This window comes from Streptomyces sp. NPDC001443 (assembly GCF_053597355.1).
In genome coordinates this window covers 18,841-40,773 of the sequence record NZ_JBSFIA010000017.1, presented here as the reverse complement: position 1 = coordinate 40,773, position 21,933 = coordinate 18,841, and the positions used below count along the sequence as shown (strand labels likewise).

Here is a 21,933-nt window from a genome sequence, read left to right as displayed (position 1 = left end):
TGAGCGCGCTGCCGTCCTAGCTGAGGTCGGCACGTCGCTCAGGCCGGCAGGTCGCCCAGGCACGGAGGCGCGTTCGACCTTGGCGACACCGGCTTCGGTCGCCCACGGTCGGGAATTCCACCCCGGGGCCCTCGGCACCGGGGAAACCCGGATGCCTGACACCAGCCCGGTCCGCTAGCGTCCTCGACGTGCAGGTGCGCAGGCAGCGGATACTTCCGCCTGTAAAGCGGGTGACGCGGGTTCGAATCCCGCCGCCGGCCCCGGCCGGTGTCGTCCAGCGGCCCAGGACACCTACGTCTCCGCCGCCGACCCTGATCTCTGCACACACACGGCGTGAGCCGGCCGCCCGAGGGAGGGCGGGCGGCTCTGCTCCGGCAATCCGGGCCTCGCGGAACTGCGCGACCCGGCCGAGACGGTCTGTCCGCTCGGTCTCGTCGACCGGCATCACCGGCGTCCTCATGTGCCCGTCGTCCTTGCCGGATGAGCCTTCCCTGCACCCTGCACCCTGCACCCTGCACCCTGCACCCTGCACCGTGCGCGACAGCAGACTGCGGGCGTGGCTCAGCGTTGCCCGACCTCCGCCACCAGTCCCGTTCCACCAGTGCCACGACGAGTCGTTCTGCTGTCCCAGCCGACGGTGAATGACCGGCCGGTCCACGGATGCCTTTCCCGCCTGGGGATCGTTGGGCGGATTGTGGGCCAGGCCAGGGCCGGACCGGTGCGAGGGCCGGCCTCCCGCCCGAATTGTGTTGACCGCCCCCGGCAGACGGTGCTGGAGTCGGCACGTGGACAGCATCCCCGCCAACCGGCGGCTCTGGAACCGGATCAGCAGCACCTATCAGCACGAGCACGACCCCCAGATCGGCGCCGCACCCCGGCTGTGGGGCATGTACTCCGTCCCCGACGCGCACCTGCACGCCCTGGGTGACGTCACCGGCAAGCGCGTCCTCGAACTCGGCTGCGGCGCAGGCCAGTGGTCCAGGGCGCTCGCCGCGGAGGGCGCCACCGTGGTCGGGCTCGACCTGTCCGAGGCCCAACTCACCGCAGCGGCCCGGGCGATGGGAGCGGCCCGCTACCCGCTGGTGCAAGGCGCGGCCGAACAACTACCCTTCGCCGACGGCAGCTTCGACCTGGTGTTCTGCGACTTCGGTGGGCTCAGCTGGGCGCCCCCGCACCTGGCCGTCCCGCAGGCCGCACGCGTCCTGGGCCGGGGCGGGCGCCTGGTGTTCAACGTTGCCAGCCCGTGGTTCGAAGCTTGCTACGACGAAGCCGCCGGCCGCGTGACCACGACGCTGCAGCAGGACTACTTCGGGCTGAACACCATCGCCGAAGACGACGGCGCGACCAGCTATCAGCTCACCTACGGCGGCTGGGTCAAGGTCCTTCGCGGCGCGGGTCTCATCATCGACGACCTCATCGAGCCGCGGCCCGGACTCGGAACACCCAACGGCTACAACGAAACCGACCCGCCCGACTGGGCGCACCGCTGGCCGGCGGAACTGCTCTGGGTAACCCACAAACCGTAGGTTCCGCTGAATATGGACAACGGCGCCGGACGCCGGTGAGTCACAGCGACCACCAGCAGTACAGCCGCCGGCCGGAAGCCTGAGCACGCTGGGCCAGACCGGTCAGGGCTTCCAGGATGCCGGCCGTGGCCTCGACGCTGATCTCCCATCGCCGGAGCTCGTCTGTCTTCGACCACGGCTCGGCAAAGCGGACGAGGTCGTCCTGCGCGGCCGATGCGAGGGCAGCCGTCAAGGTGTCCGTCAGGCTGACCACGAACGCCCCGTCGCCCTCCGGGTCGGACAACAGCTGCCCGGACCGCGGACGTCCGCTCGCTTCCTCATAACTGCAGCTCGTCATGATGGCTTCGAGCTCGGCCATCGCGACGACCGGGTCGATGTTCTTGAGGAAGACCACGTCGAGGTCCGCCTGACCCGGCCCTCCCGGCGTCTCCAGGACGGCGACAGCAGCCTGATCATCAGCGGCAGAGAAGTAATCGCACTCCGGCATGCAGACGATTCTGGCACCCACCACTGACAGCCCTGCGGTACAACCAAGGCGCTCGCTCACTGACAACCACACAAAGAGTCGAATTTCAGAGAGCGTTGGCACAGGCCCTTCATCCCGACCGCCGCTCACATCAGCCACTCGCGTGCGGCATCGGGGTCGGTGGTCGACGGACGCAGCGCCCGTGGCGCCGACGGCCGACGTGCCGTGAACACGGACTCCGGCGCAGCTCGGCGCCGGCAGCAGGGCCGATCGGTGGTGTCGGTGCCCGACAGCCGCGGCAGACCGAACGCCACGACGTGCGCCGGCCTCTCCTGCGCGCCCCGGGCGAGCCGGTGCTGCAGTCGCTCGAACGCGAGGCGGCCCGCGACGTCCCGGACGATGAGCTCGCCGTCCAGTGCCGTTGCGTCCGGCAACCGCCCCTTCTCTGGGGTTCTGGGCTGTGGCCTTGGTGAGTGGTTCGTGTTGGTGCAGCTCAGCGCCGTTGATCGGGAGTCTAGTGCTGTGACCGCATAGGTTCACCGGCTTGGTGAAGTGTCGGCGGGGCGGGCTATGTTCTCGGTGTGAACGATGCTGAAGTTGCCTCGCTCTTGGCCGGATGCGTTTGCTGCCCGTACCACGGGGTGTGGCAGGCCTCCCCTTTTGCGGAACGCCTGGTCGGCGGTGTGCGGTATGCCCTGGTCGCGGTCGACCCAGGGTTGAGCGCGCTCGTCCTGCAGCGTGACAACGGCTCGCTGTGGTTTCTGCCGGAGGGTGATGTTCCCCGGCTGGTGAACTCCAGCGTGGAGGCGTTCGTCGCCTTCAACCGCGCTTACGAGGAGGCCACTGCTGAGGCCGACGCGTACGAGTGGCCCGGCGACGGCCTGAGCGAGGACGAGACCGTAGCCCTGGTCGAGCAGGCCGGCGACGCGCTCACTGAAGCGTTGCTGGAACGATTCGGGGTGCTTGACGCCAAGGCGGTTGCCGATGAGAACTCCTTCTGGCACATCGGGGCCGAGGAACTGGGCTACGGCATGTAGTGCCCACGTAGAACACCAGGGCGGGCTGTTCACGCTGCGATGACGAGGGGGCGTCCACCCCAGCGGATGCCCTTTTCACTTCGGATGCGGGCGCGTTCCTTGCGTTCGGCGGCCAAGACGTCGCGGTGGCTGGCGTTGGCGTTGCGCCAGCGCAGATAGGCATGCAGAGCCCGGGTCTGCACGGTGTGGTTGGGGTAGTTCGAATTGGCGATGGTGAACTGCCGCAACGGTCCGAAGTGTGCCTCGATCGGGTTCGCCCACGAGGCGTAGGTCGGAGTGAAGCACAGCTCGACCTTGTTCTTCCTTGCCCAACGCCGGATGCCGGCGCCCTTGTGGGCGGACAAGTTGTCCAGGATCACGTAGATCGGTGCACCGTCGGGCCGTGCGGCGCGGATGGATTTCAGGGCGGCCAGCGTGTTCGCGGCGCCCTTTCTGTGGTGGTTGACGCCCCATGGCCGGTCGTCGCCGATCGAGTAGCAGCCGTGAAGATATCGAACGCCGTGGGTGCGGTGGTAGGTCGCTGGCACTCGGTCGGGCTTGGCCTGCTCCGCCCAGCAACTGCTGCCGGTGGGCCGTATTCCCAGCGGGCCGAACTCGTCGAAGGCGAAGACGCGGTCCGGGAAGCGGTCCAGGACGTGCTCGATGCGGTCCAGTTTGGTGTCGCGCTCAGAGTCGGGAGATTCCTTCCAGGTCTTGGTGCGCTGGAAGGTGACACCGCGGCGGGCGAGCAGGCCGCGTAACGTCTCACGGCTGATGCGGATGATCCGGCCGTGGACTTTGCGCAGGTAGGCGACGAGTTTGCGCAGTGACCAGCGAGTGAAGGGCTGGCCGAGCTTGCTGGGGCGGGTGGTGGCCGTCGCCACGACGAAGTCCTCGTCGTCATGGTCGAGCAGGCGGGGACGACCTCCCGCCCATCGAGGGTCCAGACAAGGCCAGGCCGATTTCGTTGAACCGATGGACAACGTCTCGGACAGTGTCCTCGTCAGCCTGCACCAGCTGGGCGGTAACGGGCACCCGGTTCCCACCGGCCGAGGCCAGCAGCATCATCGCGCGCCGGTAGCGCACCGAGTTGGCGCTGCCCCGGCGCACGATCTGCCGCAGTTTCTGCCCCTCCTGGTCGGTCAGTCTGCGCACACGGACAGGCTCGGCCACCGCACCTCCAGCATTCGGATCGGACGTCACCACCCATCCAACCGCCGCGATCACCAAACCGGCCAACCTATGCGGTCGGAGCACTAGCCATCGCGACAGGTGTGGTGCTGTCCCCTGAAGAGGCTGTTGTGCGGCTGTCTCGTTGACGAGGTTGTTGTGGAGCCCCCGTGGCTCCATCCGTCCGGTCGTCGCCAAGGCTCTTAGCCGCTGGGGCCCCATTCTGCTGCCGCTGGTGTTGATCGCGATCGGCCTGCTCCGGCCTCGGGGAGCATCGGCACAGCGGATATCGGTGAGAACGATCATGGGCAGGGCGTGAAGGCGTGGACCCTGTTCTCGTACTCGCGGCGGGCCTTGCGCTGGGCCGGGACCGCGGGGAGGCCCTGGCCGCCGTCGAGCGGCTGGCAGCGGGCGAGGAGCCCTCGGTGCACGGCGGGGACGGCGCTGACGCGCAGGGTGTAGTCCTGGCCGCGCCGTACGGTCACCCCCTGGTCGAGCGCGGTTCGCTCGGCCTCGTCCAGCTCGGTGGCGCGGGGGTAGTCGGCGACCTTGCCGGGCATGTCGAGGGTGACCGGTAGTTCCAGGGCGGGGCGCTCTCCTCGCGACAGATGGTGGACGACCCCGGTGTCGCGGTCGTTGCAGGACCGCGCCACCGGGGTTGTTCACCGCAGGCTTGCGCTCAGTCCGCGTCGAGCCGGCTGGGGTCGAAGGTTTCGTTCGACAGCAGTCCAGCGGCGGCACCGTCGAGGGCAGCCTGCATCTCGTGGGAGCGGGGCACCATGGTCTTCTCGTAGACGCGAATGGCGTCGGCGATGGTGTCGTGGCTTGTAATGGCGAGGGCGAGTTCGCTGGCGTCGAGCATGGCGAGGTTGACGCCGACGCCGAGCGGGGGCATGAGGTGGGCGGCGTCGCCGAGCAGGGTGACGGTGGGATTGGTCTGCCAGGTGTGCGGGACCGGCAGGGCGTAGAGGGGGCGGTTGATGTACGGGCCCTCGTTGTCGGTGATGAGGCGCCGCAGGTCGGGTGCCCAGTCGCGGTAGCGGTTCAGGAGCAGGGCGCGGATCTGCTCGGTGTCCTGGCCGTCCGGTCCGGCCTGGGCAAGCCGGTCGGCGGGGTCAGTCTGGATAATGTAGACGCGGATGTGGCCGCCGCTGTTGCGCTGGGCAAACAGGCAGCGCTCGCCGTCGGCCGCCATGGCGCTGCCCTGGCCGACGAAGTCGGCGATGAAGGGGTGCTGGATCTCGACGTCGTTGAACCAGGCTTCGAGGTAGTTGATGCCGATGTGCTCGGGGGTGGCGGAAGAGAGCACGCGGCGGACCTTGGACCAGGCGCCGTCGGCGCCGATGACGAGGTCGGCCTCGACGACGCTGCCGTCGGCGAAGTGCAGCCGGCGGGGGCCGTCGTCGGGTCCTTCGACGCTCTCGAGCGTGCGGCCCCAGTGGACGGTGCCGGGGGTGAGGGAGTTCAGCAGGAGATCGCGCAGCTGGCCGCGGTCGATCTCGGGGGCGGAGAACTGGTCCTCAGTGGGGCGGTGGTGGAAGCGGAGGCTTGCGTCGTCGGCGTTGAACTGCCGCATTTCCTGGCCCTCGGGACGGGCGAGGCGGGTGAACTCCTCCAGCAGTCCGGCTTCCTTCAGCGCGGCCTGGCCGTCTTCCTCGTGCAGGTCCAGGGTGCCGCCCTGGTTGCGGTCGTCGGGACCGGAGGCGAGGTCGTAGACGGTGGCGTCGATGCCGTTGCGCTGGAGGATGCGGGCGCAGGTCAGTCCGCCGGGGCCGGCACCGATGATGGCGATGCGGGAGGTGGGTGTGGTGGTCATGGTGATGCTCCGTTCCTGCGGTCCGGCGCAGGCCGGACGGCGATGCGTGGGTGTGAGGGGTCAGGCGGGGGTGGCGGCCCGGCCGGCGTCGGTGTCGGCGGAGGGCGATGGCCCGGTCTTCTTCAGCGGCACCTCGATCACAAAGAGAGCGGCGAGGACGGCGAGGGCGCACAGGATCGCGGCGGTCAGGAAGATGTGGCCGGTGCCGGTGGAGACCGCCTGGCGGTAGGCGTCGCCCGCAGCCGAGGTGGTGCCCTGGAGGGCGCGGGTGAACAGCGAGCCGAAGACGGCGACGCCGAGCGAGCCGCCCAGGGTGCGGAAGAGGTTGATGGAGCTGCTGGCGGCGCCCATGTCCCGCAGGGAGACGCTGTTCTGGGCAATGGTGCCTGCCATCTGCATGGCGAAGCCCAGGCCGATACCGACCAGGACCATGTAGGCGCTGGTGACCAGGCGTGAGGTGCCGGCGTCCATGGTGGCCGGCAGGCCCAGCCCGACGGTCATGAAGAGCGTGCCGAGCACGGGGAAGACCTTGTAGCGGCCGGTGGCGGACATGACCTTGCCGGCGATGGTCGAGACGATCAGGACCGGCACCATCATGGGCAGCATCAGCAGGCCGGAGTTGGTCGCCGAGGCCCCCTGCACCGTCTGCTGGAACAGCGGCAGATACAGGCCCGCCCCGAAGGTGACCACGCCGACGGCGAGGAGGATGGCCATCGCCAGCGGGAAGTTGCGGTGGCCCGTGAACACGGTCATCGGCACCAGCGGCTCGGCGGCCCGCTTCTCCGCTAGGACGAACAGCACCAGGCCGAGCACGGCCGCGGCGCCGAGGCCGAGGATCTGCCAGGAGGCCCAGGCGTAGGTGGTGCCTGCCCAGCTCGCGGCCGGCACCAGCGCGCAGACGGAGACGGTGAGCGTGGCGATGCCGGGCCGGTCGAAGACAACCTTGCGGCGCTGGACGGGCACGTGCAGCTTCCAGCCCAGCCACACCAGGGCGAGCAGGCCGATGGGCAGGTTGATGTAGAAGGCCCAGCGCCAGTCGAAGTGGCCGGTGACGAACCCGCCGAACAGCGGGCCGCCGACGGTGCCGATCGCCATGACAGCGGCCGTCATGCCCTGGTACTTGCCGCGCTCGCGCGGCGGGACGAGTGCGCCGATCAGGGCGAACGCCCCGGCTCCGATGCCGCCGGCGCCGATGGCCTGGATCACGCGGAAGGCGATCAGCTGGTCCATGGACTGGGCCGCGCCGCACAGGGCGGACCCGGCGATGAAGACGGCGATCGAGGTCAGGTAGGTGGACTTGCGGCCGACGAGGTCGCCGAGCTTGCCCCAGATCGGTGTGGTGACTGCGGTGACGAGGGTGTACGCGGTGACGACCCAGGAGATGTGCTCCAGGCCGCCGAGCTCGGCCACGACGGTCGGCATGGCTGTGCTGACGACCATGTTGTCGAGCATCGACAGCAGCATCGCGAGCATGACGCCGAGCATCACCCAGCGCACGTTCTTGGGCGGCGCGGACGGTTCGGCGGCCGTTGCTGGGGCGGATGCGGGCATGACGGATCACTCCTTCCGGAGGCAAAGGGGGCGCTCGGAGAGGCGGGTCAGAACCAGGAGCCCGCCACACCAGAGAAGCACACCCGATCCACAAGTGCAACGGTTCAACTTTTTGGACCGTGCCACCGAAGGTGTAGATTGGGTGCATGCCCGACGACAGAGAAGCAGCGCCCGCACCGATGGGCCGCCGTGACCGCAAGAAGGCCGCCACTCGACAGGCGATCGCCGACGCAGCCCTGCGCCTGTTCCTGGAGCGCGGCTACGACGACGTCGGCATCCGCGAGATCGCCGACGCCGCGGACGTGTCCACCACCACGCTCTTCAAGCACTTCTCGGGCAAGGAAGCACTCGTCTTCGACCAGCAGGAGGAGATGAAGGCCCACCAGCTCGACGCCGTACGCAACCGCCCGGAAGGGCAGTCCGTCCCCGCCGCCCTGCGCGAGCACGCCCTGAACTACCGACTGCTCACCCACGGGGACGACCCTGACATCAACGCCTTCCTCGACCTCGTGACCAGCACCCCGGTACTGCTCGACTACCAGCACCACACCTGGCTGGAGAACACCGTGCCCCTGGCCCAGGTCATCGCCGAGGAGAGCGGCCTTCCCGCCGACGACCCCGGCAGCACCGCCCTCGCCCGCTTCGCCCTCGAAGCACCCCGCATCGCCCGCGACCACCCCGACAGCGCCGCAGCCCTCAACGCCGCGTTCGACCTCCTCGAACGCGGCTGGCAGAACACCGCCCTGGCCTGACCGGCGCAGCAGCGCGAGCAGTCACCACACCGCCCTGCCCGGTACCGAGTCGTTGTCACGGCACAGCCCCAGACGGTCCCAGCCCCGGCTGGGACTCACTCCTCCCCGTTGTCGTCCTCGTCCAGCTCCGGCGTGTCCGGGTCGCACAGCGGCCGCAGCGAGTGGTCCTTGGTCCTGGCCCCGGACCGGGTCCGCTCCTACAGACCGAAGATGATCTTTGTGACCAGCAGCTCCGGCAGACCCCGCAGGTTGATCTCGCCGGTGATCGTGACCGGGCTCGTGGTCCTGCGCCAGGTCTCCTCGTCTGCCACGCGTCCGGCGCGCGTCTCGACACTGAGCCGGGTTGCGGTGGGCCATGCAGTACGGGGTGCGTTCGTAGTCCTTCTCCCGGTCGCAGGCCAGCACCTGGCAGATCCCGAACGACGGCAGCGCGACCACGCCCGGCCGCCGTACGAAGTCCTCGATGGACAGCCCGCTGACCCGCTGCTGATGCAGATGCGCGTAGCAGAACGGCTCCTTGGCGCTCTTGCAGGGCCGCGGGCAATCCCGAACGCAGCAGGCGTCCTTGCCGACGTAGCGCCAGGTCCGTCTCGCCGTGGCCAGGAACTCCTCGACGGGCACTCCGGAGGCTTGCCAGTGGCAGTCGCAGGGGTCGCACAGACCGTGGGCCATGGCGAACTCGAACGACGTCTTGCGGCAGCCCTCCACCCGACAGGCCACCCCGCCGAGCTGGACATGATCCTTCGGGAAGATCGGCCGGCCCACGGTCGGATCACACTGCATCAGCTCCAGGAACGACGGCTCGATGGCCTCCCGCACCAGCCGCAACCGCAGGCTGCCGCCTTCCTCGACCTGAGCCGGCCCCGCCAGGAGGCTCATCGCGCACCCTCCTCGCCGAAGCCCAGCCGGGGCGAGGGGACACGCTCGACCGCGTCGCGCAGACGCTCCCGTCCCGGGTGCAGGTAGGGCCGCGACGACTCCGGGTGCTTCTGCCCCAGCAGGGCCTGCACCTCATCCAACGTGCCGCCCGAGTCCACGACGTTGCTGGCCGTCGCATGCCGGCACATCCGCGGCGTCACCCGGCGCCCGAGACCGGCCCGCGCGGACAGCGACTCGCACAGCTCCCCGATCGCCTCCACGCTCACCGGCGCCCCCGACGGCGGGCGGAATAGGTCGACCAGCAGGAAGTCGTTGCCACCGGCCTCCAGCAGGGCATGGCATTCCACCGCGTAGAGGTCGAAGGCGCGCACCACCAGGAAGTCCACCGGCATCGCCCACGACTTCTTCGACTTCGACCAGGCGTTGTTCTCGTTCTGCCGCCGCACCACATGGACGTGAGCGCCCTCGATGTCGCACCCCAGCGACCGCGATCCGCCATCAGGTGCAAGTCACTGCGATGCAAGCCCGCGGCCTGCCCAGGCCGCAGTCCCACCCGGGTGAGCAACAGCAGCGCCAACCGGTCCCGTGCCGAGCGGCAGGCCCGGAACATCGCGACGACCTCCTCGTCGCTGGCCCGGTCCATTTCACTCTCCGGCTCCTGGAGCCGATGACGGGCGCGCATCCGGTGCCGGTTCTCTGCACGACCTGGCCGGACGGGTGCGGCCAGAGGCGACGGGGAGGCCCCGAACCATCTCTCCGGTGGAGCGGGGGCCCCGTACGCCGACGCCGTACCTGACGTCCCAGATCGTGCCATCACGCTGCCCCGGCCGCCCCAGGAGACCACAAGACCGCGAGCCGACCATCACACGATCGAGCTAATTCGACCGCGTGTGCACTATCCGGTGAGCAGTTGCCAACCCCCAGAGAATGGCTGCTCCCGGATTCGGTCTCCGGGAACGAAGTCGCCAGGTTCGTGCCCCGCCGTGAGCGCAGCACCGCCCGGCCCACGTCGGCAAAGATGTCGCGGTCGCCCACCCTCCGCAACGGGTCTCACCGGACCCGGCGGTGCCGCCAGGTCCGGCCGAAAGGATCTGAACCCGTACCGGGAATCAGGCCGCGACGAGTTCCTGCTCGCGGTCCGCCTTCTTGACGTTGGGCTTCTGGACCTTGGGCTTCTTGTTCGGCAGCGAGAGCCGGACGACCTTGCGCCACGCGGAGAACACCTGCTTGGGCAGCGGTCCGGTGACGTACTCCAGCTCGTACTTCTCGAACAGCGCGCGCACCTTCACCGCGACCTCGGCGTAGCGGTTGCTCGGCAGGTCGGGGAACAGGTGGTGCTCGATCTGGTGCGAGAGGTTGCCGGTCATGAAGTGCATGGCCTTGCTGCCGCTGATGTTCGCCGAGCCCATCATCTGGCGCAGGTACCACTGGCCGCGGGTCTCGCCCCTGATCGACCGGCGCTCGAAGACCTGCACGCCCTCGGGGAAGTGGCCGCACATGATCACCGAGTGGGACCAGATGTTGCGGACCAGGTTCGCGGTGAACGTGGCGCCGAGCGTGGTGAGGAACGACGGGCCCGACAGCAGCGGGTGGATCACGTAGTCCTTCAGCACCTGCTTGCGGATCTTGCGGCCCACGTCCTTCGCCCGCGCGCGGAACTCCGGGTTCTTGCGGCGCCGCTTGTGCAGGTTCTTGCCGAGCTCCAGGTCGTACGCCGCGATGCCGTACTCGAAGAAGCAGGCGTTGATGAAGTTCCACAGCGGCTGGCCGAGGTGGAACGGGTGCCACTTCTGGTCCTCGTCGACGCGCATGATGCCGTAGCCGAGGTCGTTGTCCTTGCCGATCACGTTGGTGTACGTGTGGTGCAGCTCGTTGTGCGAGTGCTTCCACTGGTCGGACGGCGAGACGTGGTCCCACTCCCAGGTCGTGGAGTGGATCTTCGGGTCCCGCATCCAGTCCCACTGGCCGTGCAGGATGTTGTGGCCGATCTCCATGTTGTCCATGATCTTCGCCACGGACAGTCCGGCGGTGCCGAGCACCCAGGCGGGCGGGAAGAACGAGAACAGCAGTACGCCCCTGCTGACCATCTCGAGCGTGCGCTGCGCCGAGATGACCTTGCGGATGTAGGCGGCGTCCTTCTCGCCGCGGCTGGCGATCACCTCGTCGCGGATCGCGTCCAGCTCGCGGCCGAGCTCCTCGATCTGCTCCGCGGTCAGGTGGGCGGTGGGGTCGATGGCGGTCAAGGTGTTCCTACCGTTCGATGTCGCAGGGGCCCGCGGCCGCGGACACGCAGGTCTGGATGAGGACGCCCGGTTCGGCCTCGGTGATCTCGCCGGTGCGCAGGTCGCGTACGGCGCCCGCCTTGAGCGGCGTGACGCAGCCGAAGCAGATGCCCATGCGGCACCCGGAGGGCATGAGCACGCCGGCCTCTTCACCGACGTCCAGCAACGGCGTGGCGCCGTCCGCGTCGACGGTCTTGCCCGTGGTGCTGAACGTGACCTCGCCACCGTCGCCGGCCACGACGATGCCGGGGCGGAAGCGTTCGGTGTGCAGGCGCTCCTGTACGCCGTGCTCGGTCCAGTGCGCTTCGGCGGCGTCCAGCAGGCCCGCGGGCCCACAGGCCCAGGTCTCGCGCTCGGCCCAGTCGGGCACGAGTTCGTCGAGACGGGCGATGTCGAGCATGCCGTCCGTCTCGGTGTGCACCTCGGTGAGCCGCAGCTTCTTGTCCGCGACCAGGTCGTGCAGATCGCCTCGGAAGATCACGTCGTGCGGCCGCGGCGCGCAGTGGACCATGACGACGTCGTCGAACTCGGTGTCGCGCAGCATGCCCATCACCGGCGTGATGCCGCTGCCGGCCGTCAGGTAGAGCACCTTGGCCGGCTTGGCCTGCGGCAGCACGAAGTCACCGGTCGCCTGGTCGAGCTGGATCAGCGTGCCCGGTGTCGCCCTGCGGACCAGGTGGTTGCTGACCTTGCCGTCGGGGATCGCCTTCACGGTGATCGTGATGCGGCCGTCCCGGCGGTTCGTGGGCGAGGTGATGGAGTAGGCACGCCACAGGCGCACCCCGTCGACGTCGACCCCGACCCGCACGTACTGACCGGCTGTGTGGCCGCGCCAGCCCCGTCCCGGTCTGATCACGATGGTCGCGGCGTCGGCCGTCTCGGGGCGCACGGCCTCGATGCGCCCCCGCAGGTCGGCGCCCGCGCGCAGCGGGCTGACCAGGTCGAGGTAGTCCGACGGCAGCAGCGGCGTCGTGACCATCCCGAGCATCTTCCACGCCCTGCTGCGGAGGGCTGTACTCGTCATGGCTCCAGCTTGCTGCGCCTCAGGGCGTAAAGTCCTGACCGCAGGACGTAAATCTGGTCGGCAGAATTGTTCGCAGGGAATAGAACGTGAACCATGTGATCCGGAGGGCCAGCGAACTGGCCCTGGATGAGACGACGGTCACCGTACTTCGGGCCGGCCTGAAGGCCACCGCCGACGAGGTCGTCCAGGCGATCATCGACGAGGTCCCTCCCTACGCCAACGCGCTTACGGGCCACATGGGCGCCACCATCCGCCGAGCCGTCCGCACCGCCCTGGGGCACTACCTGGACCTCGCGAGCGGGAACGCCACGGGCGGCGACGGCGGTGACGCGGCCTACGAGCTGGGCCGCGGCGAGGTCCGCGACGGCCGTTCGATGGACGCCCTGCTCAGTGCCTACCGCGTCGGTGCCCGCGTGGCCTGGCGGTGCCTGGCCGCAGGTGCCGTACCCGCCGGTCTGCCCGCCGCCGAGGTCGCCAAGTTCGCCGAGCTGACCTTCGCCTACATCGACGAGCTCTCCGCCGCGAGCGCCGCGGGCCACGCCGACGAACTGGCCGCCCGGGGCAGGGATCACGAGCGTCACCTGGAGCACCTGGCCCGCGACCTCCTCGCCGGCGCGAGCCCGGACGTGCTGCTGGTCTCTGCTCAACGGGCCGGGTGGCAGCCTCCGGTTTCGCTGACCGCGGTCCTGCTGCCCGCCGCCCAGGCCCGGCCCGCCTACCGCGTGTTCGACCCGAGCACCCTCGTCCTCGACGATCTGCCGGACGCCACCGGTGTGCTGCTCGTCCCCGATGCCGACCGGTCGCATCTCCTGCGGCAGCTGACCGACCGCACCGCCGTGGTCGGTCCGGCCCGGCCGTGGACGCGTGCGTCCGCCTCGTACGCACGAGCCGTCCGCGCGCGCTCCCTCTCCGCGGATATCCGCGACACGGAGGACCACCTGCCCGAGCTGGTGCTGAGCGCCGACGTGGACGCGTTCGCGGACCTGCGTGCCCGGGCCCTCGCACCGTTGCGGGCCTTGCCTGTCGCGACCGCGCGGCGACTGGAGGAGACGTTGCGGGAGTGGCTGCTGCACCAGGGCAGGCGGGACGAGGTGGCGGCGGCGTTGTTCGTCCATCCCCAGACGGTCCGGTACCGGATGTCGCAGCTGCGGGAGCTGTTTCCGGATCTCGCATCGCCGCACCGGGTCCTTCAGCTGACGCTGGCGGTCGGTCTTCGGGTCGGCTGAGGCCTCCTTCGGCCGTCCACGACCGCGTCCGCGAGCGGTCCGGGAACCGTGCCTCGTTCTCGGTGCCGTCAGCCGGCTCATGCGGCCCGGGGAAGAGCGGTATGAGCCGGCTGGGACCGGGGTTGATGGTGAGACCGGACAAGACCTCGGGAAGCCCGTCGGGGGCGCTGTCCCTGAGAAGCGCGGTGGCGGATCCGGCTCGACCGGATCCGGTGGACGATGCGCACCGGCCTGTTCGTCGACGCGCTCATCGAGCATCTGGTCGGTGATCCGATGTCCCTGGCTGTCAGGCCACTTGGCTCGTTGATGCCGCGCTGGTCTGCGGTGTCCCATCCGTCGTGCCGAGGGCTCGGTCACGTGCCCTCCCCGTGGGCAGTGGACGCTTGGGTCTGTTGTCACGACGGCGTGGCGCGATGTTGAACACGGTCACGCCGGTGACGATGAGTACGAGGGCGGCGCTGACGCCGGGGGTGATGGGCTCGCCGAAGAGGGGGATGGCGAGGAGAGCTGTCAGAACGGGGCTGATCGCGCCGGCTGTTGCAGCAAGGGTGCTGCCGAGGGCCCGTACCGCGTAGGCGTAGCACAGGGCCGAGAGCAGTCCTGTTCCGATGCCCTGGAGGCTGGTGAAGAGCACAACGTCGGAGATGCCGGCGGTGCCGGTCATGAGATGCGAGGGCATGGCGGCGGAGGCGGCAAGCAGGGCGGCTGTGATCGCGGCGGGTGTGCACACGGCGAGCACGACGCCGGTAGGACCGAGTCCCGTCCGGCGCAGGCCGATCGTGTAGACGGCCCAGGCGCACCCGGCGGTGAGGAGAATGCCGATGCCCGCGGTGGTCGCGGTGGACGTCGTCTGCATCGCAGTCGCTGCGATACCCGTGGTGATCGCGGCCAGGGCGATCAGGCGCCTGGAGGAGATCCGTTCCCGCCATCGGAGATACAGGATCGCGGTGACGAACAGCGGGACCGTGCCGGGGATGAGGAGACCGATGAGCGCGGCGGAGGTCAGGTGTCCGCCGAGTTCGGAGAGGAGGAAATGCGGCAGTCCGCCGATGCCGAGCATGAGCAGGACACCGATCCGTTCGCCACGCAGCGCGCGGACGGTACGCGGCAGCCACGGCGCCAGGATGACGGCGGGTGTCGCGAAGCGGAGAAACGCCACGTCGATCGGGGTGAGGCTGGACGAGCTGACCGCCCTGACCGTCAGGGCGAAGGAGGACCACAGAACAACCGCGGCCGCGAGAGCGGCCACTCCCGTCAGCCTTGCGCGCATCTGATTGGCCATGGCCAACTCCTTCCATCCCGGCTCGACAGCGAGCAATCTTAGAAAGACTGACGTAGCAGGCGATTGCGAATCATGCCGTCCAGGAGGCTTTCAGTGGCAGAATCTGCTACATGGTGACCTTGGATGACATCGACCGGCACATCCTGCTCGAACTTCAGCGAGACGGCAGGCTCACCAATCAGGAGCTGGCGGATCGCGTGGGTCTCTCGCCGTCACCGTGCCTGCGGCGTGTGCGGCTCTTGCAGGAGAGCGGCGTGATCAGTGGCTACGCGGCGATGCTCTCCCAGGACGCGCTCGGGCTGTCGATCACCGCCTTCGTGCGGATGACGCTCCTCGCCCATACCTCGCAGGTCGTCGACGCCGTCGAGGACAAGCTCCGCTCGATCCCCGAGGTGGTCGAGGCATACCTGCTGGCCGGTGACGACGACTACCTCGTCAAGATCGTCGTCGACTCCTTCGCCGCGTACGAAGACCTCGTACGGCGAGAGCTGCGGACCCTCCCGTCACTGTCCTCGATCAAGACGACATTCGCCTTCGCCGTCACCAAACCGCCATCGCCACTCCCCATCCCCTGAGCCGCGCACCCTCGCCGCCGTGCCCACGGTGACCACCGGCTCGGGGGCCGGCGCATCCAGCGCACGCTCACAGGACAGAATGCGCGTGGCCGAGATCGCCAAGGCGTGGAACGTGGACGTGCTCCAGATCCCGCACCGGTCACCGCCCACCCGCGCGATGGAGACGACGACCGGCACCCCTCGGCCTGCCGCGTCCGCGTCCGCGGGCCGCTGACGGCAGGCCGCGCACTGCGGCTGCGCACCCTCTCCCGGCAGGAGCGAGCAGGCCGCTGCCGCCCATCGAGGAGAGCCTCACTTCCGAGTCGTGGGGCATTTTGTCCTGGATCGGGCATCGCTCCGCAGCGCGCCGTCGAATGAGTGGTTGGTGCCGCTCGTAGAGTCCGGGATGAGGCGTTCCGGCCGGTGGCAGGCACACCATGGTTGCAGGACGAGGAGGCGGTCATGCCGGTGTGGCGCTTGCGGGATTTCCATGATGACGACCTGGACCAGGCGATCCGGCTGTGGGACCAGGGCCGGCAGGCCGACCCGTCCCTTGCCGTGTTCCCGGTCTCCGAGGTCGTGGCAGCCGCCCGTGCGGACCAGCCCGCCGTGGTCGCGGTCGTGGAGAAAGAACTGATCGGGATGGCCGTGGCCCGCGCCGAGGGCGAGCGCGGCTGGATCTTGATCACGGCCCTGTCCGGTGCGTGGCGAAACCGCGGACTGGGCAGTGCGCTGATCGCCCAGGTCGAGCAGCGGCTGCGCGAGCGCGGAGTGCGCCGGATCAGCGCGATCCTCACCCCCGGTGCGACCGGGACCACAGCATTGGAGAACTCCGGCTACCGCCGCCTGGACGGTCTGGTCTACTACGAGAAGCTGGAGCACGCCGGGGCGCAGGATGCGGGACTGCTGGCCCAGCTCGGCGGCCGGGTCCTGCCACGCGGCCTGTGGGAGCAGCTGGCGGGCATGTTCGAGGCCAAGGACACCATCGACAAGCGCATCGTTCTGCCGCTCGCCGAGCCGGAGGTCGCCGAGCGTTACGGGGTCCGTCCCCCGAAAGCCGTCATCTTGTTCGGGCCGCCCGGCACCGGCAAGACCACCTTCGCCAAGGCGATCGCCTCCCGCCTCGGCTGGCCGTTCGTGGAACTCTTCCCCTCACGTCTGGCCGCCGACTCCGACGGAGCACTGGCCGCCTCGCTGCGCGACGCGTTCGCGGACCTGGCCGAGCTGGACAACGTCCTGTTGTTCATCGACGAGGTCGAGGAGATCGCGGCCGCCCGCTCCGGCCACGCCGTCGACCCCGGTCACGGCGTCACCAACGAGCTCCTCAAACTCATCCCCGCGTTCCGCGACCACGACGACCGACTGCTCGTCTGCGCCACCAACTCCCTGCGCACCCTGGACCCGGCATTCCTGCGCCCCGGCAGGTTCGACTACATCATCCCGGTCGGCCCGCCCGATGCCGCCGCCCGCGAGGCGATCTGGCGCCGCTACCTCGGCCCCACCGCCCCGGTGATCGAGATCGACCGGTTGGTCACCGCCAGCGAGATGTTCACTCCCGCCGACATCGAATACGCCGCGCGCAAGGGCGCCCAACAGGCCTTCGAACACGAGATCAGCCACCGAACCGGGACCCCGGCCGCCACCGACGACTTCCTCGCAGCGATCGCCGACACCCGTCCCACCCTCACCGAGCAGGCCCTGGACGACTTCCACGAGGACATCGAGCACCACACCCGGACCTGACGCCCACTCAACCTCCCTCGCCGCCTCCTCTTTGCACCGACGGCGTCGCCATCGGCCGTCGCAGGGCCGGCTCCGCCGCGCGGACAGCCGCTGTGGCCTCGGCATCCGCCGAGACGTCAGCGCCACCGCGCCGCCCCACACCATCCCGACGACCGCGCCGTTCGGGTTGCGCGGCGCGGTCATCTGGTTGCGCAGCCTTCATCGAGCCACGTGATGATGGCTGTGAACAGGCCTGATGGGTGAGGGGCTGTAGCAGACCGCGTCTTCGCGTCACCCGCTCGACCGACGAACGAGATGCCGCATGACCGGCGGCGGCCCATGCGGCGACCACCTCCTGTTGACAGCTGAGGTGGTGGCGTCTTGTCGTTCAGCGAAGCCCGCGCTTTTCGCGTTCGGCTTCGATCAGCTCCGCCATGAGTGCTTCCGGGTCCACCGTGCACTCGGCGTCGTCGAGGGCGTTGTATTCCTGGGTGCTGAGCGGCAGGCCAAGCCCGGCGAGTTCGGCGGCCAGTTGTGTGAACGCGATTCGCTCGTCGGGCTCGTCCTGGTAGCTTGCCTGCTCGGCGGCGGAGCTCTCGGTCAGGGTGAGGCCGGCCAGGCGCCGGAAGGTGAACTCGGTATCCAGCTCTACGAGATACCAGGCACGGTCCGCGGGTTCGTCGGGGTGGATCCAGTAGCCGATCCATCCGTTTCCTCTCTTCGCCACGAGCTTGACGTACTTGGCCATCTCGGCGGCTCCGGCGTTGACGGCCTGCATCTCCGGGTCCGCGAGTTCCTTTTCGCTCTGATAGCTGGTGTCCAGGAGCGGGTGGACCTCTCCCGCCTCGAAGAACTCGAGGTCGAGAAGGCGGGTGAAGTCGGTGCGGCCGTCCCACTGCGCCTCCAGCAGCACGCGCAGATCGCCGGGTACCGGACGGCCGTCCAGCCGCTCGCGGGAGAACTCGGCGAGCCGTTCGTCGTACATACGCCCTCTCCAGAGGCTGAAGCAAGATTTCGCGTCAACGTAACAGCAAGGTCTGACACGAGGTCGGGTCGGCTGCGCAGGTGAGATCAAAGAGCGCGCGCAGACGGTTCCGGAGCGAGGTCTGGGTCTCCACCCCTGTGGAATGTTGCCGAGAGCCGGCAGCAGGCAGTTGCGTCGGAACCTGCGTGACGTCAAACAAATGTTGACCGTAGGCTCTCGGTGAAAGGGCAGGTGCGGTGGACATCACGGTGCAGTGGATCAAGACGTCCTGGACGAAGCAGTCTCGGGGTGGGGAGACCGCTGCCCGCAGGAACGCGGCGCCGGTCGGCTTCTCGTTGCCTGAGGTGCCTTCTGGGTCTGCTCACTTCGTCCAGATGTCCGAGCGTGACGACTTCGAGCCGGGTTCGAGCCGGAAAAGCCTTCGCGAGATCGGTGTCAGTCTGCGGGACGAAGGTGATCGGCTCCGTGTGCTCGCTCGTGTGGAGCCGCTCTTCGGGTTGCCGCCTCGGCCGCGCAGGCCGCCGGCAGTTCGGCTGCTTCCCGGGCAGTGGGTCCGCTGGCAGTTGAACTACCGGTTCAGCAGCGCCCTGGGAATCCGCGGTTGGTCGTACTGGCTCGACACGTTCAACATCGCTTATGGCCCCGTCGACCGGGACGTCTTCCTGTCGGAGCCGACCGTGATCGTCGATGAGCGCGGGCCGGTTCGTTAGAGCAGGCGGACTGCGCCCAGGCAGCTGTTCGTTGACCACCGGGTCGGCACCGGGTCGGCACCGGGTGAGGACCCGGGACTTGTGCAAGGACACTTGCGCGCCCGCCCGAATGTTCCGGACGGAGAGCGCTGAGTGGGTGTCCTGTGTGGTGAGGCGGGCGGGGCGTGTGGAGCGGTACAGGGCCGCAGTGACGTCGGCCCGGCATTGTGGGTGTCGGACTGCGGTTGCGAAGGTGAGGGTTCCGTTACCGGATGTGCCCGCTCGACTGGTCGGCATCGAAGCCGCCGCAGTGATCGGCTGAAGGCATCGAGGAGACGTTGATACGAGTCAGATGCGTCGGTGGCCGGGGTCGCCTGCCGCTGGGCCGCCCTCGAGTACCGGGCGTTGGCGCAGTCGTAGGGCGTTGAGTATGTGTTCGCCCATGGGATCGGAGTCGAGGTGGGGATGGGCGTCGATCCGCAGGCGGCGTCCGCCGTGGGAGATCACGTGGTAGGCGAGCACCTTGCCGGCGAAGAGTTTGCTTGCGTGGGTCTGCCGTGAGAGGACGAGACGGTCGATGCCGTCCCAGGTCACGACGAGAGGGCGTCCGTAGGAGGTGTAGACGAGGCCGCCGGCGTACAGGTGTGTGCGGACGAACCCCTTGGGCATTCTCCACAGCATGACCGGAAGCGCGATGATCACCAGGAGGAGCGCCGCGAGCAGGTAGAGCACCAGGGTGGTCACTATCTTCTCAAGGCCCGGGATGTCGGTCCCGGTCTTGCTCAGGACCCAGTTCACGCCCCACAGCGCTCCCACGATCAAAGCGCCGATGGCCGCCATGGCGGCCACGATCTCCAGCGGGCTGGTGTTCCTGCGGGTGAAGACGTGATCGCCCAGGGAGCGCTCAGCCGCAAGGCGGGTGACGCGGGCGGACGGGGCGTACCCCTTCATCTGCGTGGCCTGGGGGAACCGCTTGATGACGGCAACGCCCAGGGCCGTGACGGTCAGCCCCGCGAGGATGACGGTGGCGGCGGACAGGGCCGGGGTGTCGCCGAAGATCAGCACTCCCAGGCCGTACAGCGTCGTTGCCAGCCCGCCGCACACCGCCAGCAGCATCAGGCAGCCCAGGTTCAACAGGGGCCCCTCGGCGTGTTGTTGCGTGTCGTCCGTCATGTCGTCCCCCGGAGAAGTCGTGGATGTCGACGCTGAATGTAGCCGCTCCGGCGGCTGGTCGGGCTTCCCGCCCCTCGGCAGCAGTGGCTTCAGCACCGTCCACCGCTCGTCCGGTTGTGCCGCGGGTGCGTTGGCAGTCGTAGGAGGTGGGGGAGGCCGGGTCGGCCCTCATGCAGGCGAAGGCGAAGGCGAAGGCGAAGGCGAAGGCGAAGGTGAAGGCGAAGGTGAAGGCGAAGGTGAAGGTGAAGGTGAAGGTGAAGGCGAAGGCGGAAAGGACGGGCGCTTCAGCTGTCGGCTTCGCCTCGCGATTTGTACGCGGTCGGAGACGGCGGATGCCGCTTGAGCGGCACGGTCTGCAATCGGGCGTTCGTCGGCTGCTCCTGGACGGAAGGGTCTCGCGGTGGAACCCTCCCGGTTTTGTGGGCTTCTTGGCGAGCCCTCGGTGAACGGTGGCGTGGAGCATGACTGGCGGGCGTTGGAGAACCGTGCTGGCATCGAATTTGCTGACGGCTGCAAGAGGTTCGTCCCGGCGTATGGCTCTGGCTGCCTGAGCGACCGGCTCTGTCTGCTCCACCCGAGGGGGGCAGCGGTGCAGCGAATGCCGCGATCACATCCACATGGGTGTGCCGCTCGATCCGGTCCAGCAGCCGGTGCGCGGTGTCTGCGATGAAGGGCTTGCGCTTCGGCCCGGCCTTGAGGGGGCCTGTTGCCGTCGTGGGCGGGTCTCAAGTCTCCGTTCGTCGGGTTGGCCCGTGGTGGTCGGAGCGACGATGGAATATCGCGCGGTACTCCCTCGGTCGCTGGCCAGTGTGTCTGGCGAAGACGTCGCTGAACGCCCCAGGGTCGCCGTACCCGACCTCGGCGGCGATGCTCGCGACGGTCCTGTCGGTCGTCTCCAGTAGGTGTCTGGCTCGACGCACCCGGGCCGTGTGCAGGTACGCGAGTGGCGTCTCGCCGGCTTCGTCGCCGAAGCGGCGGAGCATGGTTCTCGTGCTCACGTGGAACTCCTGGGCGAGGGTGAGCAGGTCATAGCGAGCACTGAGGTTCTGGTCGAGCCATCGCTTGACGCTGAGCGAGAACTCCCTGCCCACAGTGGGTATGAGCCCCGGGTCGACATAGGGAGCCTGCGTGGAACGGGCGTCATCGACAAGCGCGATACGCGCGGTGCTACGGGCGACGCGGGGGCCGTCGTGCTCGCGGATGAGCTGCAGGGCGAAGTCGTACATGGCACTGAAGGCCGCTGTGGTCGTCACCCCCCGGTCGGTCACGACCAAGCTCTCCGGGTGGAGGCGCACGTCGGCGTACCGGCGGGCGAACCGATCCGCGAACAACCAGGACGTGGTCGCTCGGCGCCCGTCGAGCAGCCCGGCTTCAGCGACCAGGAAGGCGCCCACGCAGATCGATACGACAGCGGTCCCCGAGGCCGCCTGCGATCGTATCGACGCTGTTTCCGGTCCTAGGTTGGCGAGTGTCGCGTCGAGATCGAGCGTGGGCGAAAGCTCGAATCCCGGCACGATCAGGACGTCCACCGGGCGAACCGCCGAGACATCGAGGACCGAGCCGCCGGCCGCGATCACACGGCGCCGGGGCGAGATGACCGACGTCTCGTAGGCCGGCTGAACCGACCCTTGCGCCGCGGCGACGTGAGTCGCCATGGCCAGGAGGTCAGGGACGCCGAATACCTCCGACGCGAAGCAGCCGGGGTAGCCCAGCACACCAACGCGCAGCGGACTCATGCGGCCCCTCCGGCACCTTCGAACGGGTGGCGATATTACCGTGATACGTGGCGATGCCGCCGCTTCTCGGAAGGGCGGCCGCTC

The 21,933-nt window shown here is 68.9% G+C and carries 22 protein-coding genes, 1 tRNA gene and 1 pseudogene; 10 read left to right on the top strand and 14 right to left on the bottom strand.

Features of this window, described 5'->3' with window-relative positions; genetic code table 11:
- The first annotated feature begins 190 nt into the window (after nucleotides 1-190).
- Both ACWC24_RS19250 and ACWC24_RS19245 read left to right on the top strand, forming a co-directional pair.
- Nucleotides 191-260 (top strand) — tRNA-Tyr (locus ACWC24_RS19250).
- Nucleotides 261-785: 525 nt separating this feature from the next.
- The gene (locus ACWC24_RS19245; RefSeq protein ID WP_450664027.1) at nucleotides 786-1,526 is read left to right on the top strand and encodes a class I SAM-dependent methyltransferase; all 741 of its coding nucleotides are present in this window, start codon (nucleotides 786-788) and stop codon (nucleotides 1,524-1,526) included.
- A gap of 40 nt (nucleotides 1,527-1,566) precedes the next feature.
- Here the strand turns inward: ACWC24_RS19245 and ACWC24_RS19240 are convergent, their stop codons facing one another.
- Complete coding sequence (locus tag ACWC24_RS19240) at nucleotides 1,567-2,034, bottom strand: hypothetical protein (RefSeq protein ID WP_450664026.1); 468 nt, start codon at nucleotides 2,032-2,034, stop codon at nucleotides 1,567-1,569.
- A gap of 104 nt (nucleotides 2,035-2,138) precedes the next feature.
- A complete protein-coding gene (locus tag ACWC24_RS19235; protein ID WP_450664025.1) occupies nucleotides 2,139-2,426 on the bottom strand; it encodes a hypothetical protein in 288 nt (95 codons plus the stop codon).
- Nucleotides 2,427-2,573: 147 nt separating this feature from the next.
- Here ACWC24_RS19235 and ACWC24_RS19230 point away from each other — a divergent pair, with 147 nt between their 5' ends.
- Nucleotides 2,574-3,029: an SUKH-4 family immunity protein gene (locus ACWC24_RS19230; protein WP_450664024.1), complete on the top strand. Its 456-nt coding sequence runs from the start codon at nucleotides 2,574-2,576 to the stop codon at nucleotides 3,027-3,029.
- Nucleotides 3,030-3,058: 29 nt separating this feature from the next.
- Here the strand turns inward: ACWC24_RS19230 and ACWC24_RS19225 are convergent.
- The 4 genes and pseudogenes from ACWC24_RS19225 to ACWC24_RS19210 form a co-directional block, all read right to left on the bottom strand.
- Nucleotides 3,059-4,181: pseudogene (locus ACWC24_RS19225) on the bottom strand (IS630 family transposase).
- 299 nt (nucleotides 4,182-4,480) lie between these two features.
- On the bottom strand, nucleotides 4,481-4,831 hold the full coding sequence (locus ACWC24_RS19220; protein ID WP_450664023.1) for a resolvase: 351 nt from the start codon (nucleotides 4,829-4,831) through the stop codon (nucleotides 4,481-4,483).
- Between the two features lie 26 nt (nucleotides 4,832-4,857).
- Nucleotides 4,858-5,994 carry an FAD-dependent oxidoreductase gene (locus tag ACWC24_RS19215; protein ID WP_450664022.1) on the bottom strand — a complete coding sequence of 379 codons (1,137 nt, stop codon included), beginning with the start codon at nucleotides 5,992-5,994 and terminating at the stop codon, nucleotides 4,858-4,860.
- 60 nt (nucleotides 5,995-6,054) lie between these two features.
- Entirely contained in the window at nucleotides 6,055-7,545 is a 1,491-nt protein-coding gene (locus ACWC24_RS19210; RefSeq protein ID WP_450664021.1) for an MDR family MFS transporter, read from the bottom strand.
- A 146-nt stretch (nucleotides 7,546-7,691) separates the two neighbouring features.
- Between ACWC24_RS19210 and ACWC24_RS19205 the strand changes: the two genes are divergently transcribed.
- A complete protein-coding gene (locus ACWC24_RS19205; protein ID WP_450664020.1) occupies nucleotides 7,692-8,297 on the top strand; it encodes a TetR/AcrR family transcriptional regulator in 606 nt (201 codons plus the stop codon).
- A gap of 21 nt (nucleotides 8,298-8,318) precedes the next feature.
- Here ACWC24_RS19205 and ACWC24_RS19200 read toward each other — a convergent pair whose 3' ends face one another.
- The 4 genes from ACWC24_RS19200 to ACWC24_RS19185 form a co-directional block, all read right to left on the bottom strand.
- Nucleotides 8,319-9,176 (bottom strand): hypothetical protein, encoded by an 858-nt coding sequence (locus ACWC24_RS19200; RefSeq protein ID WP_450664019.1) that lies wholly within the window; start codon nucleotides 9,174-9,176, stop codon nucleotides 8,319-8,321.
- Nucleotides 9,173-9,622 carry a tyrosine-type recombinase/integrase gene (locus tag ACWC24_RS19195; RefSeq protein ID WP_450664018.1) on the bottom strand — a complete coding sequence of 150 codons (450 nt, stop codon included), beginning with the start codon at nucleotides 9,620-9,622 and terminating at the stop codon, nucleotides 9,173-9,175. Before ACWC24_RS19195 ends, ACWC24_RS19200 begins: the two co-directional genes overlap by 4 nt.
- A 663-nt stretch (nucleotides 9,623-10,285) precedes the next feature.
- Complete coding sequence (locus ACWC24_RS19190) at nucleotides 10,286-11,419, bottom strand: fatty acid desaturase family protein (protein ID WP_450664017.1); 1,134 nt, start codon at nucleotides 11,417-11,419, stop codon at nucleotides 10,286-10,288.
- Between the two features lie 7 nt (nucleotides 11,420-11,426).
- Nucleotides 11,427-12,482 (bottom strand): ferredoxin reductase, encoded by a 1,056-nt coding sequence (locus ACWC24_RS19185; protein ID WP_450664016.1) that lies wholly within the window; start codon nucleotides 12,480-12,482, stop codon nucleotides 11,427-11,429.
- Nucleotides 12,483-12,568: 86 nt separating this feature from the next.
- Between ACWC24_RS19185 and ACWC24_RS19180 the strand changes: the two genes are divergently transcribed.
- Complete coding sequence (locus tag ACWC24_RS19180; protein WP_450664015.1) at nucleotides 12,569-13,708, top strand: PucR family transcriptional regulator; 1,140 nt, start codon at nucleotides 12,569-12,571, stop codon at nucleotides 13,706-13,708.
- Between the two features lie 286 nt (nucleotides 13,709-13,994).
- Here ACWC24_RS19180 and ACWC24_RS19175 read toward each other — a convergent pair whose 3' ends face one another.
- Complete coding sequence (locus ACWC24_RS19175) at nucleotides 13,995-14,990, bottom strand: DMT family transporter (RefSeq protein ID WP_450664014.1); 996 nt, start codon at nucleotides 14,988-14,990, stop codon at nucleotides 13,995-13,997.
- Between the two features lie 110 nt (nucleotides 14,991-15,100).
- On the opposite strand from ACWC24_RS19175, the gene ACWC24_RS19170 reads away from it, so the two are divergent.
- From ACWC24_RS19170 to ACWC24_RS19160, 3 genes are all read left to right on the top strand, one after another.
- The gene (locus ACWC24_RS19170) at nucleotides 15,101-15,565 is read left to right on the top strand and encodes an Lrp/AsnC family transcriptional regulator (protein WP_450664013.1); all 465 of its coding nucleotides are present in this window, start codon (nucleotides 15,101-15,103) and stop codon (nucleotides 15,563-15,565) included.
- Between the two features lie 19 nt (nucleotides 15,566-15,584).
- On the top strand, nucleotides 15,585-15,779 hold the full coding sequence (locus ACWC24_RS19165) for a hypothetical protein (RefSeq protein ID WP_450664012.1): 195 nt from the start codon (nucleotides 15,585-15,587) through the stop codon (nucleotides 15,777-15,779).
- Nucleotides 15,780-16,006: 227 nt separating this feature from the next.
- The gene (locus ACWC24_RS19160; RefSeq protein ID WP_450664112.1) at nucleotides 16,007-17,287 is read left to right on the top strand and encodes an ATP-binding protein; all 1,281 of its coding nucleotides are present in this window, start codon (nucleotides 16,007-16,009) and stop codon (nucleotides 17,285-17,287) included.
- 367 nt (nucleotides 17,288-17,654) lie between these two features.
- On the opposite strand, the gene ACWC24_RS19155 is transcribed toward ACWC24_RS19160, so the two are convergent.
- Nucleotides 17,655-18,251 carry a hypothetical protein gene (locus tag ACWC24_RS19155; protein ID WP_450664011.1) on the bottom strand — a complete coding sequence of 199 codons (597 nt, stop codon included), beginning with the start codon at nucleotides 18,249-18,251 and terminating at the stop codon, nucleotides 17,655-17,657.
- Nucleotides 18,252-18,487: 236 nt separating this feature from the next.
- Between ACWC24_RS19155 and ACWC24_RS19150 the strand changes: the two genes are divergently transcribed.
- Nucleotides 18,488-18,961, top strand: coding sequence for a hypothetical protein (locus ACWC24_RS19150; protein ID WP_450664010.1), 474 nt, complete (start codon nucleotides 18,488-18,490; stop codon nucleotides 18,959-18,961).
- 327 nt (nucleotides 18,962-19,288) lie between these two features.
- Here the strand turns inward: ACWC24_RS19150 and ACWC24_RS19145 are convergent, their stop codons facing one another.
- Complete coding sequence (locus ACWC24_RS19145) at nucleotides 19,289-20,113, bottom strand: hypothetical protein (RefSeq protein ID WP_450664009.1); 825 nt, start codon at nucleotides 20,111-20,113, stop codon at nucleotides 19,289-19,291.
- Between the two features lie 170 nt (nucleotides 20,114-20,283).
- On the opposite strand from ACWC24_RS19145, the gene ACWC24_RS19140 reads away from it, so the two are divergent.
- Nucleotides 20,284-20,559: a hypothetical protein gene (locus ACWC24_RS19140; RefSeq protein ID WP_450664008.1), complete on the top strand. Its 276-nt coding sequence runs from the start codon at nucleotides 20,284-20,286 to the stop codon at nucleotides 20,557-20,559.
- A gap of 279 nt (nucleotides 20,560-20,838) precedes the next feature.
- Here the strand turns inward: ACWC24_RS19140 and ACWC24_RS19135 are convergent, their stop codons facing one another.
- A complete protein-coding gene (locus tag ACWC24_RS19135; RefSeq protein ID WP_450664007.1) occupies nucleotides 20,839-21,849 on the bottom strand; it encodes a GlxA family transcriptional regulator in 1,011 nt (336 codons plus the stop codon).
- Between the last annotated feature and the right edge of the window lie 84 nt (nucleotides 21,850-21,933).

What these genes read in the sequence shown, in the direction of transcription:
- ACWC24_RS19215 (WP_450664022.1), bottom strand. Translation starts at nt 5,994, where the DNA reads ATGACCACCACACCCACCTCCCGCATCGCCATCATCGGTGCCGGCCCC.
- ACWC24_RS19210 (WP_450664021.1), bottom strand. Translation starts at nt 7,545, where the DNA reads ATGCCCGCATCCGCCCCAGCAACGGCCGCCGAACCGTCCGCGCCGCCC.
- ACWC24_RS19205 (WP_450664020.1), top strand. Translation starts at nt 7,692, where the DNA reads ATGCCCGACGACAGAGAAGCAGCGCCCGCACCGATGGGCCGCCGTGAC.
- ACWC24_RS19200 (WP_450664019.1), bottom strand. Translation starts at nt 9,176, where the DNA reads ATGAGCCTCCTGGCGGGGCCGGCTCAGGTCGAGGAAGGCGGCAGCCTG.
- ACWC24_RS19185 (WP_450664016.1), bottom strand. Translation starts at nt 12,482, where the DNA reads ATGACGAGTACAGCCCTCCGCAGCAGGGCGTGGAAGATGCTCGGGATG.
- ACWC24_RS19175 (WP_450664014.1), bottom strand. Translation starts at nt 14,990, where the DNA reads ATGGCCAATCAGATGCGCGCAAGGCTGACGGGAGTGGCCGCTCTCGCG.
- ACWC24_RS19170 (WP_450664013.1), top strand. Translation starts at nt 15,101, where the DNA reads ATGGTGACCTTGGATGACATCGACCGGCACATCCTGCTCGAACTTCAG.
- ACWC24_RS19160 (WP_450664112.1), top strand. Translation starts at nt 16,007, where the DNA reads ATGCCGGTGTGGCGCTTGCGGGATTTCCATGATGACGACCTGGACCAG.
- ACWC24_RS19155 (WP_450664011.1), bottom strand. Translation starts at nt 18,251, where the DNA reads ATGTACGACGAACGGCTCGCCGAGTTCTCCCGCGAGCGGCTGGACGGC.
- ACWC24_RS19145 (WP_450664009.1), bottom strand. Translation starts at nt 20,113, where the DNA reads ATGACGGACGACACGCAACAACACGCCGAGGGGCCCCTGTTGAACCTG.
- ACWC24_RS19140 (WP_450664008.1), top strand. Translation starts at nt 20,284, where the DNA reads ATGCAGGCGAAGGCGAAGGCGAAGGCGAAGGCGAAGGCGAAGGTGAAG.
- ACWC24_RS19135 (WP_450664007.1), bottom strand. Translation starts at nt 21,849, where the DNA reads ATGAGTCCGCTGCGCGTTGGTGTGCTGGGCTACCCCGGCTGCTTCGCG.